The 13039-nt window shown below is 49.3% G+C and carries 8 protein-coding genes; 7 read left to right on the top strand and 1 reads right to left on the bottom strand.

From position 1 onward, the window contains the following. The first annotated feature begins 386 nt into the window (after window positions 1–386). Window positions 387–836: a cupin domain-containing protein gene (locus NW212_RS07655; protein WP_258338057.1), complete on the top strand. Its 450-nt coding sequence runs from the start codon at window positions 387–389 to the stop codon at window positions 834–836. Between the two features lie 108 nt (window positions 837–944). Here NW212_RS07655 and NW212_RS07650 read toward each other — a convergent pair whose 3' ends face one another. Further along, entirely contained in the window at window positions 945–3101 is a 2157-nt protein-coding gene (locus NW212_RS07650; protein WP_375337969.1) for an alpha-galactosidase, read from the bottom strand. A 204-nt stretch (window positions 3102–3305) separates the two neighbouring features. Here NW212_RS07650 and NW212_RS07645 point away from each other — a divergent pair, with 204 nt between their 5' ends. From NW212_RS07645 to NW212_RS07620, 6 genes are all read left to right on the top strand, one after another. Beyond that, the gene (locus NW212_RS07645; protein WP_258338055.1) at window positions 3306–4196 is read left to right on the top strand and encodes an AraC family transcriptional regulator; all 891 of its coding nucleotides are present in this window, start codon (window positions 3306–3308) and stop codon (window positions 4194–4196) included. Window positions 4197–4597: 401 nt separating this feature from the next. Next, window positions 4598–5722: a glycoside hydrolase family 26 protein gene (locus NW212_RS07640; protein WP_375337968.1), complete on the top strand. Its 1125-nt coding sequence runs from the start codon at window positions 4598–4600 to the stop codon at window positions 5720–5722. A gap of 2 nt (window positions 5723–5724) precedes the next feature. After that, window positions 5725–6897 (top strand): glycoside hydrolase family 130 protein, encoded by a 1173-nt coding sequence (locus tag NW212_RS07635; RefSeq protein ID WP_258338061.1) that lies wholly within the window; start codon window positions 5725–5727, stop codon window positions 6895–6897. A gap of 23 nt (window positions 6898–6920) precedes the next feature. Further along, on the top strand, window positions 6921–8312 hold the full coding sequence (locus NW212_RS07630; protein ID WP_258338054.1) for an MFS transporter: 1392 nt from the start codon (window positions 6921–6923) through the stop codon (window positions 8310–8312). After that, complete coding sequence (locus tag NW212_RS07625; protein WP_258338053.1) at window positions 8305–9498, top strand: AGE family epimerase/isomerase; 1194 nt, start codon at window positions 8305–8307, stop codon at window positions 9496–9498. Before NW212_RS07630 ends, NW212_RS07625 begins: the two co-directional genes overlap by 8 nt. Before the next feature lie 254 nt (window positions 9499–9752). Continuing rightward, on the top strand, window positions 9753–13025 hold the full coding sequence (locus tag NW212_RS07620) for a TonB-dependent receptor (protein ID WP_258338052.1): 3273 nt from the start codon (window positions 9753–9755) through the stop codon (window positions 13023–13025). Window positions 13026–13039 lie beyond the last annotated feature (14 nt).

Here is a 13039-nt window from a genome sequence, read left to right as displayed (position 1 = left end):
CGGATCAGTCTGCATGATATGTAATGGACAGCTTCTGCCTTTGGGTGCAGAGGTTGAAATGTAAATCAAACGCCAAGGCACGGAAGCACGGAGGTTTATTGTTCTCTGCGTTTCCGTGCCTTTTTGCGTTCGTTGTGTGGGATGCTGGACGGACGGATAGCTTTGGCGGATGGGGATGTGCTTTGGACTTTGCGGGGGAAGGTGTTCTTTTGGAGGCGGCGCTGGTTCATTATGCTGTATGAAAAATAGTTAAAGTTGAAAATGGAAGTCTTTCATATTCAACAATAGTTTCATTCAGGTAACTGATTGTGGTGCAGGTGCCTTATTGTATGCGCTGAAAAATGCTTCTATATTTGTTCTGTAGAAACATAAAACAGAAGCAGGTTATGAAACAGATCGAGAAAGTGGCTGAGGCCAAGAATTTTGCGGCTATAAGTGTCGGCAAAATGAACGAATTGGGTGATTATGAATTGCAGCTGGGTCCGGACGTGAAGATTCCGGGTAAAGTGTTTGGGGGATCTTCTCTGCAGGCTACAGGAAGCGAATTTTCGTTCCAGTCATTCCGTCCGGGAACGGAAACCGGCTTTTTGCATACGCACAAGAATCACGAGGAGTTGTACTTCTTTCTGAGCGGAAAGGGAGAGTTTCAGGTGGATGGCAAAGTGTTTCCTGTAGAAGAAGGTACGGTGGTCCGTGTATCTCCCGAAGGCAGACGTTCTGTCCGCAACAATGGAACAAAGCCGCTGGTCATGTTGTGTGTGCAGTACAAGGCTCATACGTTTGCGGCCGAGGATGCTGCTGATGGAAATATCCTGAATGAGGCGGTGAAGTGGTGATGGCATCTTGAGCCGTATGCGTTTACGTCTGTTTGTTGCAGAGAGGCTGCGCCAACATGAAAACCAACTTTCATTTCTGGCGCAGCCTCTCTCAGCATCTCTCTTTTTTCAGTTCACAGCTTCCAGATAGAGCACGCGGCTGGCGTAGTCGTTTTGCTTATGATAGTCAACGTTGTGCCTGTATGGGATTTCCAGGCCGTTGTTCATCAGAAACGCTCCGCTGAATGTCTTTCCTTCGAACGCAAGCGGGGTGTTGTCGATCCGGTTCAATTCGTGGATGCGATAGCGTTTCTCCGGGTTCAGTCCCGCCATCTTGACACGCGGTATGTGCTGGTTGACAAATGTTTCCGTTTTCCACCAGTAGAATGCCGCTTTGTCTTTTTCCGGTGAAGTGTACATCAGTGAAGCCACACCCAGTCGGTCGTAAGGAGAAATCAGGCGATAGATGTCGCCGAACTGCACAATCGGTCGGATGGTCTTGTAGTCTGCGATTGCTTTGCGGCAGAGTTCTTTTTCTTCATCGGTCATGTTCTTCGGCTGGATTTCCATTCCCAGGCGTCCGCTCATGGCCACATCGATGCGGTATTTCAGCGGAATGGTCCGGAATGTCTGATGATTCGGAGCAGCGCTGATGTGCGAAGCCATTGCGATGGCCGGGAAGAAGTAAGACGTTCCCCACTGCATGTAGATCCTTTGCAAGGCATCGGTGTTGTCGCTCACCCAAAACTCGTCGAAGTAAGGAAGATAGCCGTAGTTTGCGCGTCCGCCTCCGCTGGCACAGGCCTGAATGGTCAGATCCGGATATTTGGTCCGGATGCGCTGGCAGATTTTCTCAAGACCGCGATGGTATTCGATGTACATGTGGCTCTGTTTGTCTTTGTTCAGGAAATTCGAGCCGTGGTTCATGATGCCCATGTTCGCATCCCATTTGATGTAGTCTATTTCGGGGTATTCTGTCATCAGATTGTCTACAACTCCAAACACGAAATCCTGCACCTCCGGATTGCCCAGATCGAGCACGACCTGCGTTCCTCCGCGTCCCAGCACCGGATCACGCTGGGGAGCCTTCAGAATCCATTCCGGATGCTTTTCATAGAGTTCGCTGGTGGTGTTTGCCATTTCCGGCTCGATCCAGATGCCGAACTTCACTCCGTTTTTCCTGGCGTCGGCCAGCAGTCCCCCGATACCTTTCGGAAGTTTGGTCGTGTCTGTCACCCAGTCGCCCAAGGACGAGTTGTCGCTGTTTCGCTTGTACTTGTCGCCGAACCATCCGTCGTCCATGACAAACAGTTCTCCTCCCATCGAGGCGATATCGGCCATCATCTGGTCCATGCCTTTCTGGTTGATGTTGAAATACACGCCTTCCCAGCTGTTGAGCAGGATTTTGCGAAGCTGGTTTCCGTGCGCCAGCTTGTGGAGCCGTGCCCAGCGGTGGAAATTGCGGCTGGCTCCGCTCAGTCCCTCTTTGCTGTAGGTGAGGGCCAGTTCCGGAGTGCGGAACGTTTCTTCTTTTTCCAGTGTATAGGCCGAGTTCTCTTCGTTGATTCCGGCATAGAACTGATGGTATTCGCTGTCGTCCGTGTCAATTCTCAGCTTGTAGTTGCCCGTATAGCAGAGCGCGGCACCGATTACGTTGCCTGAGTTTTCCTGCGGTTGTCCGTCGAGCGAGAACATCACTTCAGCGTGGGCCGTATGCGAGTTGCGCACCCCGTCCTTGTTCTTGATGACCTTCATGCCCGGTTCGAGCGCTTCTTGTGCCAGACGCCCTTCGTTTGCCCACGAGCCATAAAGCGACGAGAGCCATACGTTTCCTCTGCGGATGGGCAGGTAGGCCGAAGCGAACTGGTTCAGTGCCACCGGCTTTTTTTCTCCGTGGCTGATTTCGGTCCATGTTTCAATGACATCGGCATCCTGATAAGCTTTGTAGCAGACATCGATGTAGAAAGGATACACCTTGTCTTTCATGGTTATGGTTGTAATGACCGCATTGTTTTCGGTCCGTGAAGCCGTTTTTTCCACTTCCATCTGGAGCGACATGTTTCCGTCGGCATGTTTCACGGCCAGTGCCGCTTCGCCGGGGCAGTTCATTCCGTATACGGGATATGCCGGAAACTGCGGCAGGCCCGAACTGCTGATATTCTTCAGGTCATCTTCAGATAGTTTTTCACCGTAATAGATGAATTTCAGTTCCTGTCCTTCGGATGCGTTTATCACGAGCGAAGTATTCGGCGTGGAAACGCAGATGTTTTCGGCCGAAAGAGCCATGGACAGCAGGCCCAGTCCTGTGAGCAAATACATTTTTCTTCTCATGTGCATTGATGATATTAGATGATTATTACAAGTGCAAAAATAAGCGTTTTGCATGTGACTGACTGGTATTTTTTTATCAATTCCTCATGAAATATTTGCGGCTTGCCGGAAACTTTTTAATTTTGCTTTGAGAAACGCTTTGTTAAAAAAGATATTGCTATGGACAAACTTGACGATTCGCATATCATCCGTGAAATAACTCCTCTTTCAGACAAGGACTGCTTTTATATTGCAGACAGAAGGAAGACGGAATTCACCTATCCGATACATTGCCACAAGGAATTTGAGCTTAACTTCGTCGAGCACGGCAAGGGCCTGAAACGGATTGTGGGAGATTCCGTTGAATCCACTTCCGACTATGATCTGGTGCTGATAACGAGTTCTGATCTTGAGCATTGCTGGGAGCAGGGCGACTGCCATTCTCCGGACATCCGCGAGGTGACGATACAGTTCTCGTCCCATTTCTTTGACAGCCTGATCAATACCAACCAGTTTGACCGGGTGAAGGAAATGCTGAACAGGGCGAAGAACGGCCTTTGTTTTCCCATTTCTGCTATCATGAAGATTTATTCGCAGATAGACACCCTCTCGGAGAAGAAGGGCTTCTATGCGGTGCTGAGCTTCCTTTCGCTGCTGTATGAACTGTCTTTCTTCGTAGACCAGGCACGCACGCTCTCAAGCTCTTCATTCGCGAAAATCGAGGTGCAGTCCAACAGCCGGAGGATTCAGAAAGTGCAGCATTATATCAGCGAACACTATCAGGAGGAGGTGCGGCTCAACCAGCTTGCCGAGATGGTGGGGATGACAGGGGTGGCTTTCAGCCGTTTCTTCAAGTTGCGCACAGGGAAAAGCCTGTCGGACTATATCATTGACATCCGTCTGGGATATGCTGTAAGGCTGCTGGTGGATTCTACCATGTCGATAGCCGAAATCTGCTATGAGTGCGGATTCAACAACCTGTCGAATTTCAACCGGATATTCCGGAAGAAGAAATCCTGCTCGCCGAAAGAGTTCCGTGAGAATTACCGGAAGAAACGGGTGCTCATCTGACCGTTTGTCTTTTGTTTGCAGCCGGCTTCTGCTCCGTTCGCTCAGGGAACAAAAGCCGGCTTTCCGTGCGGAAAAGTCAGGATGATGCCGTCGGATTCTGTATTCCACGTTGTGGATTGTATAAACCGCATTGTGGAATGTATGTTTCACGCTGTGGATTATATAAACCACGCTGTGGAACGGAGTTTTTGCCGGCTTGTTTCTGCCTTTTTCCCTTGCAGCTTCCGGTTTGCCGGAAGGATGGGTGCGCATTGGCGTATGTGCGGCAGCGTTTTTCCGCTTTTTATTTCTTGTATTGCTTTTGGCTAAAATAGTATTGTTCTTTTTGCGCCGACTCGCCTAATTTTGCACTTACGAAAAGACAACGAAAACAGATTACTGAATCCTATTAGTTAAGTAGTATGAACTTGAAGGTTATGACAGGGGCGGTGATGTTGGCGGCATTCGCCTCTTGCTCGACAGAGCCTGCTGTGACGGACAACAGCAAAACGCCGGAAGCGAGATTTCTTGAAGCGCAGTTGAAGAATGTGCCGAAGTTCGGCTTTATGGTCGGTCACCACGATGACCCGGTGTATGGCATCGGATGGGAGGGCGATTCAGCACGCAGCGACATAAAGAGCGTGTGCGGCGATTATCCGGCCGTGATGTCGTTCGATCTGGGGCGTATTGAGCTGGGAGGTGAGATGAACCTCGACAAAGTGCCGTTTGACCGGATCCGCAAGGAAACGGTGGCTCAATATGAGCGGGGCGGAATCGTTTCTTTCAGTTGGCATGCGGACAATCCGCTCACAGGGAAGGATTCGTGGGACGTGTCTGACTCCACGGTCGTGAAGTCGGTGTTGCCCGGAGGGGCGAATCATGAGAAATTCATGGGATGGCTGGATGCGGTTGCCGATTTCTTCAATTCAATCCGGACGGCAGATGGAGTGAAAGTTCCCGTATTGTTCCGTCCGTGGCACGAGCATACCGGAAGCTGGTTCTGGTGGGGGCAGAACTTGTGCTCGGCCGATGAATATAAGCGTCTTTGGGAAATGACATATAGCCGTATGCAGGAAAAGGGAGCCAGCCAGTTGCTCTATGCTTATTCTCCGGGTACGGAGCCTCAGGATTCTGCGGCATATCTGGAACGTTATCCGGGCGACAGCATCATTGATCTGATCGGGGTGGACGGTTATCAGTTCGACCGTGACGCCTATCTCAAGAGCATGAACGGCGTGCTGCGTGTGATGCAGCAGGTGAGCGTGAGCCATCAGAAGCCGATGGCAGTCACCGAAACCGGTTATGAAACCATTCCCGATTCGGTATGGTGGACACAGACTTTGCTGCCTTTGGCAGAGAAGTATCCGGTAAGTTACGTGCTGTTCTGGCGCAATGCCCGCGAGCGTGAAAATCATTTTTACGCTCCTTACCCGGGGCATGCTTCGGAAGCTGACTTCGTGAAGTTCTATGAGAGTCCGAAAACGCTTTTCCTGAACGATTTCAATAAAATTAATTTCAACAATACTAATGAAAACGAAGAGTTATGACTATGAACAACTTTGATGAGAAAGTAAAGGCTTTGTTTGCCAAGCACGAAGCGTTGATTTCCCGGAAGAATGAGCCGGTTGAGGAATCCAACGGCGTGTATGTGCGTTACAAATATCCGGTGTTGACGGCCGCTCATGCGCCGGTGTTCTGGAGGTATGATCTTGACGAAAAGGCCAATCCCTACTTGATGGAACGCATTGGCGTAAACGCTGTCCTGAATTCGGGCGCGATCAAATGGCATGGAAAATATCTGTTGGTTGTGCGCGTGGAGGGCGTTGACCGGAAATCTTTCTTTGCGGTGGCGGAAAGCCCGAACGGGGTAGACAATTTCCGTTTCTGGGACTACCCGGTCACTATGCCGGATGATGTGGTGCCGGCTACCAATATTTATGACATGCGGCTGACCGCTCATGAGGACGGATGGATTTATGGCGTTTTCTGTGCGGAACGTCATGACAGCAATGCGCCTGCGGGTGACTTGTCGTCTGCTACGGCCACGGCCGGCATTGCCCGCACAAAAGACCTGAAGACCTGGGAGCGTCTGCCCGACTTGAAGTCGAAAAGCCAGCAGCGCAATGTGGTGCTTCATCCGGAGTTTGTTGACGGCAAGTATGCGTTCTATACCCGTCCGCAGGACGGATTTATCGATGCCGGAAGCGGCGGAGGCATCGGCTGGGCCTTGGTAGAGGATATCACCCATGCGGAGGTGAAGGAAGAGAAAATCATTGAAAGCCGCTATTATCACACCATAAAGGAGGTGAAGAACGGGGAAGGCCCGCATCCCATCAAAACGCCGAAAGGGTGGCTTCATCTGGCGCACGGTGTCCGCGGATGTGCTGCCGGGCTGCGCTATGTGCTATACATGTATATGACATCTCTTGAAGATCCCACCCAAGTGATTGCATCGCCGGGCGGTTATTTTATGGCTCCGGAAGGAGAGGAGCGTGTGGGCGATGTTTCAAATGTGTTGTTCTCCAACGGCTGGATAGTAGACGAGGACGGTACGGTGTATATTTATTATGCATCTTCCGATACGCGCATGCATGTTGCCGTTTCTACTGTTGATAAGCTGGTTGACTATTGTATGAATACTCCGGAGGACGGACTGTCAACGTCGGCATCTGTTGAAACCTTGAAGAAATTGATTGACCGCAATATGGCGATCATGAAATGACAATAATAAAAGTAAGTACTGCCATGATAACACTTAGAGAGAAAATAGGCTATGGATTAGGCGATATGGCTTCTTCCATGTTCTGGAAGTTGTTTGGAGCCTATCTGATGATTTTTTATACGGACATATTCGGGCTTCCTGCCGCGATGGTCGGAACAATGTTTTTAGTCACAAGAATTTGGGATTCGGTTTTTGATCCGGTAATAGGTATTATTGCAGATAGAACAGACAGTCGTTGGGGCAAGTTCCGTCCTTATTTGCTGTTCCTGGCCGTTCCTTTCGGCTTGATTGGGGTACTTACTTTTTACACGCCGCCGTTTGGCGATGCGGGCAAGCTGGCGTATGCCTATATTACTTATTCGCTGATGATGATGGTTTATTCGGGAATCAATGTTCCTTACGCTTCCCTTTTGGGCGTGATGAGCCCTGATCCGAAGGAGCGCGGAACCTTGTCCACTTTCCGCATGATGTTTGCCTATCTGGGAAGTTTCATCGCTCTTCTGCTCTTTATGCCGATGGCGAACGCCTTCAGCGGGCACAGTTCCGATATGGCGGACCAGCAGTATGGCTGGCTGATGGCGGTGGTTGTGATAGCGGCGATGTGTGTGTTGCTTTTCTTCGGCTGCTTTTCATGGACGAAAGAACGGGTGAAACCGATCAGGGAAGTGAAAAGTTCACTGAAGGAGGATGTGCGCGACTTGTTCCGCAACCGTCCCTGGTGGGTGCTTTTCGGCGCCGGCATAGCGTCGCTGGTGTTCAATTCCATCCGTGACGGCGCTGCGGTGTATTATTTCAAGTATTTTATTGTGGAAGAAGACTTTCATGTCATTTCGCTCTTTGGAATGTCGTTTGTCTTGAGCGGCCTTTTCCTGTCGGTCGGACAGATGGCAAATATTGTTGGCGTTGTGCTGGCTGCTCCCGTAAGCAACAGGATCGGAAAGAAGAAGACTTTTGCCGTTGCCATGTTGCTGGCTACGGTGTTGAGCGTCGTCTTCTATTGGTTTGATAAGGATGACTTGGTTTTGATATTTGTGTTCCAGTGTCTTATCAGTATCTGTGCCGGAAGCATTTTCCCTTTGTTGTGGTCGATGTATGCCGATTGCGCCGATTATTCGGAGATGAATACAGGAAACCGCGCGACAGGTCTGATATTCAGTGCCTCGTCGATGAGCCAGAAGTTCGGCTGGGCTATCGGTACGGCCGTTACGGGATGGCTGCTGTCTTATTTCGGATTTCAGGCGAATGCCGTTCAGAGCGCGGAAACGATACAAGGTATAAAGATGTTTTTAAGCTGGCTGCCTGCTGCTGCGGCATTCATTTCGATGCTGTTCGTGATAGGCTATCCCTTGGGCGAACAAAAGATGAGAGAGATAATCGAAACGTTAAACTTAAAGCGTACAATGAAAAATGATTAAGAAATTAGAGGCGCTTCGTGAAGAAGTGAAGGATGAACTGGTGAATGATATTTTACCGTTCTGGATGAATAGGATGACCGACCGTGAGCAAGGCGGATTTTACGGACGCATTGACGGAAACAATTGCTTGCATCCGGATGCTCCCAAAGGAGCGATATTGAATGCCAGAATATTGTGGACCTTTTCAGCCGCTTTCCGCCTGTTGAAGAAGCCGGAATATCTGGAAACGGCTACACGCGCCAAGCGTTATCTGCTGGATTTCTTTTATGACAAGCAGTATGGCGGCATATTCTGGGAGCTGAATGCCGACGGTACACCTTCGGATGCCAAGAAACAGATTTATGCCTTGGGCTTTGCTATTTACGGACTGAGTGAGTATGCCCGCGCCACCGGTGACCGCGAGGCTTTGGAATATGCGGTCCGGTTGTTTGAGGTGATTGAAAAATACAGTTTTGATCCGGTGCAGAACGGGTATGTAGAAGCATTGACCCGCGAGTGGCAGCCCATACAGGACATGAGATTGAGCGATAAGGATGAAAACGAGAAGAAGACGATGAATACACATCTTCATATTCTGGAGCCGTATGCGAATCTTTATCGCGTGTGGAAAGACGAACGTCTGGAAAAGCAGCTGCGCAACCTGATCAAGGTATTTGTAACCAGAATACTTGACGCGGAAAGCGGACATTTGAATCTCTTTTTTGAAGAGGATTGGTCAAATAAGTATCATATAATCTCTTACGGACATGATATTGAAGCCTCTTGGCTGATCCATGAAGCGGCGTTGGCGCTGGGCGATCAGGGGCTGTTGGCAGAAATAGAACCGGTAATAGTAAAGATCGCTCAGGCTGCCGATGAAGGCTTGAACCGGGATGGCAGCATGATTTATGAGAATTTTGTGGACAAACAGAAAGTGGATCGCGAGCTTCACTGGTGGGTTCAGGCAGAAAATGTGGTGGGGCATATCAATCTGTATCAATATTTCCATGACGAAGACGCTTTGCGTAAAGCATTGAAATGCTGGCAGTTTATAAAAGAGAACCTGATAGACGGCGAAGGCGGAGAGTGGTACTGGAGCCGCTATGCCGATGGAACGGTTAATCGGAAAGATGACAAGGCCGGGTTCTGGAAATGCCCTTATCACAATGGGCGCATGTGCATGGAAATCATCGAACGCTTTTCTTGAGATAAGTCAATCTGATGAAATGCAGAGGGTTTCCAACAGCATCAGGAATCCCTCTGATATCTGGTAAGGCAGTTGTTTCGATAGTGTTACATATGGATAATAAAGTATCATAACACTATTGCAAATGTTACTACTTTTGCCTTTGTAAAAATAAGATAACCTTAGGACTGGTATTTTAAAGAAACAATCTTTATTAACCTGTTTACATGTTATCCTACAAGTAAACGTAATATTAATCATATCAAAAACACAGTATGAAGCTAAATGTAAAAAGAAGCGTCTGGGTGGCTGGAGCTTGTACAGCTTTCCTGTTGGGTGGCGCGTCGCATGCTTGGGCTGTATCTTCGGCGGAAGCTGAAATTGCGCAGCAGGCAAAAAAGCAGATTACAGGTAAAGTTGTCGATGCTGCCGGTGAGGCGGTTATCGGTGCGAGTGTAGTGGAGAAAGGGACGACCAACGGTGTCATCACTGATCTTGACGGTAATTTTTCTTTGAGCGTGGCTCCCGGTGCCACCGTTGAAGTTTCGTTTATCGGGTATACAACACAAACAATCAAGGTTGGGAATCAGACTTCTTACAATATTGTCATGAAGGATGATTCTGAGATGCTTGACGAAGTGGTGGTTGTCGGTTATGGTACAATGAAGAAAAGCGACCTTTCCGGAGCCTCTGTTTCTATGGATGAAGACGCTATCAAAGGCTCCATTATCACAAACCTTGACCAGTCGCTTCAGGGACGTGCGGCAGGTGTGGCCGCTGTATCTACTTCCGGTGCTCCGGGTTCGGCTTCCTCAATCCGTGTCCGCGGTCAGGCAACCATCAACTCTAATGCTGAACCGCTGTATGTGATCGATGGTGTCATTGTACAAGGTGGCGGACAAAGCGGTTCCGACTTCGGACTGGGCGATGCACTGGGCAACGGTTCTGTATCAACCATCTCCCCACTTTCTACCATCAACCCGCAAGATATCGTATCGATGGAAATCTTGAAAGACGCTTCCGCTACCGCCATCTATGGTGCGCAAGGTGCGAATGGCGTTATCTTGATTACCACCAAACGTGGTAAGACAGGCGAGGCGAAATTTACGTATGACGGGATGGTAGCCGTACAACGCCAGACCAAACGCCTGGACATGATGAACCTGCGCGAATTTGCCAGCTTCTACAACGACTTCGTGGACGTGGGTGAACTGGAACCTAGCAGCATTTACGGTGACCCGTCACTTTTAGGCGTAGGAACCAACTGGCAGGATGCCATCTTCCGTACTGCCTTGCAACACCAACACCAGGTGTCGGCACAAGGCGGTAGCGAAAAAGTGAAGTATTATGTGTCGGGTTCTTATATGGACCAGGACGGTACGTTGATAGGCTCCAGCTTCAACCGTTACTCATTTCGTACCAACTTGGATGCCGAACTGAAACCGTGGTTGAAAATCGGTTTGAACGCCACGTATTCATCGACCAAAGACGACTTGAAATTGGCAGACAGTGACCAGGGTATCATCAACTACTCTCTGACCACGCCGCCCGACATCCCCATCTACGACATCGACGGGAACTACTCATCGGTAGTGCGCGAAGGATATACCAATCCCAACCCCATCGCTTTGGCGATGATGGACCAAATCCTGCTCTACCGTCAAAAGTTGACCGGAAGCATCTTTGCTGATGTAACTTTGATGAAAAATCTGACCTGGCACGCCGAGTTCGGCTATGACATCAGTTATAACAAAGGTGAACGCTACCAGCCGCGAGTAGACTTAGGCAACTGGCAGCGGGATAGCAACATGAGTTCTATCTCAAAGAATAACAGCACCTTTTGGCAATTGAAAAACTACGTAACCTACACAGGGCAGATAGACAAGCACGGATTTACGGCAATGGTAGGACAGGAAATGTGGGCTTCGAACTACGACAACACACGCGTAGAAAACACCAACTTGCCTTCGGACGCTGTACACAATCCTTCTTTAGGAAGTGGAACACCGACCATCAGTTCTGGTTTCGGAAGCTCGTCGATGGCATCATTCTTTACCCGTCTGACCTATAATTACGACGACCGCTACTTAGGTACTTATACCTATCGCTACGATGGTTCTTCAAACTTCGGTCCCGACAACCGTTGGGCTGGATTCCATGCTGTAGCTGCCTCTTGGCGCTTCTCGAATGAAGCATTCTTCGAGCCTGTCCGCAACGTTATCAACAATGGTAAGCTCCGTCTTGGCTGGGGACAAACCGGTAACTCCAATATCGGCGGATACCGCTGGGGTGCATCCATCTCACGTATGCCTACCGGATTGGGATTAGGATACCGCCAGACAAACATCGCCAACTTAGGCGTAAAATGGGAAACGCAGGAACAAGTAAACGTGGGACTTGACTTAGGCTTTTTCAACGACCGTATTGGATTGGTAGTAGACTGGTATAAGAAAGTATCAAAAGACATGTTGATGTCTCTTCAGCTACCGTCCTATATGGGAACATCGGGCAATGTTTCTTCGGCACTTGCCGCTCCAATGGGTAATTACGGCGACATTGAAAATACCGGTTGGGAAATCACTTTGAATACCCATCCGCTCATCGGCGAATTCCAATGGGATTCTGACTTCCAGATTTCGTTCAACAAGAACAAACTCCGCGCCTTGGACGGCACAGCCAACGCGCAAATTGTGGGCTACGGACAATGGAACGATGTGGTGAGTGTAACTGAAGTGGGTGAATCGCTCTATAATTTCTACGGCTATGTATGCGATGGCGTGTACGAAGACTTGCGCGATCTGCAAACATCTCCAAAACCTGCACACTATCCTGCTGACGGCGTGTTCAACCGCACCAATACCGTATGGGTAGGCGATATCAAGTATAAAGATTTGAACGGTGATGGAGTCATTGATGAAAACGACCGCACCAACATCGGGTCGCCGCTGCCCAAGTTCACGTTCGGATGGACCAACACTTTCCGTTACAAGAATTTCGACCTGAGCATCTTCTTGAATGGCTCGTATGGCAACAAGGTATACAACTACATGGCAATGCAACTGACCCACATGAACTCGCCTTGGCGAAATCAGCTGAATGCGGTAAACGACCGTGCACAGATAGTTGCCATCGACCCGGGCAAAGACTACTCGCAAGGAGTAAACGTGAACGGTGTGACCGTATGGAACTGGTATGATGACATAACCAACGTACGTGTGTCGAACCCCGGCACAAACACTCCGCGTGCTTCCATTCAAGATCCGAACGACAACGACCGTATCAGTGACCGCTACATTGAGGACGGTTCGTACATCCGACTTAAAAACATCACATTGGGATATACATTCCCCAGCAAGCTCATCAACAAATGGGGACTGGATAACTTGCGTATCTATGCCAATATCCAAAACCTGCTGACTATTACCGGTTACGATGGTTACGATCCTGAAATCGGCGCAAGTACCGCCAGCATGAACGTGTACGGTCTGGATAATGGACGTTATCCTTCGCCAACAGTTTATTCATTCGGATTGAACATTTCTTTCTAACCTTATTAATGTGA

Source organism: Bacteroides sp. ET225 (assembly GCF_024733745.1).
GTDB lineage: Bacteria > Bacteroidota > Bacteroidia > Bacteroidales > Bacteroidaceae > Phocaeicola > Phocaeicola excrementipullorum.
This window is presented reverse-complemented; position numbering and strand designations above follow the sequence as displayed.

Coding starts and splice junctions, on each gene's coding strand:
- NW212_RS07640 (WP_375337968.1), top strand. CDS start 4,598: ATGAACTTGAAGGTTATGACAGGGGCGGTGATGTTGGCGGCATTCGCC.
- NW212_RS07620 (WP_258338052.1), top strand. CDS start 9,753: ATGAAGCTAAATGTAAAAAGAAGCGTCTGGGTGGCTGGAGCTTGTACA.
- NW212_RS07635 (WP_258338061.1), top strand. CDS start 5,725: ATGAACAACTTTGATGAGAAAGTAAAGGCTTTGTTTGCCAAGCACGAA.
- NW212_RS07625 (WP_258338053.1), top strand. CDS start 8,305: ATGATTAAGAAATTAGAGGCGCTTCGTGAAGAAGTGAAGGATGAACTG.
- NW212_RS07650 (WP_375337969.1), bottom strand. CDS start 3,101: ATGGCTCTTTCGGCCGAAAACATCTGCGTTTCCACGCCGAATACTTCG.
- NW212_RS07645 (WP_258338055.1), top strand. CDS start 3,306: ATGGACAAACTTGACGATTCGCATATCATCCGTGAAATAACTCCTCTT.
- NW212_RS07655 (WP_258338057.1), top strand. CDS start 387: ATGAAACAGATCGAGAAAGTGGCTGAGGCCAAGAATTTTGCGGCTATA.
- NW212_RS07630 (WP_258338054.1), top strand. CDS start 6,921: ATGATAACACTTAGAGAGAAAATAGGCTATGGATTAGGCGATATGGCT.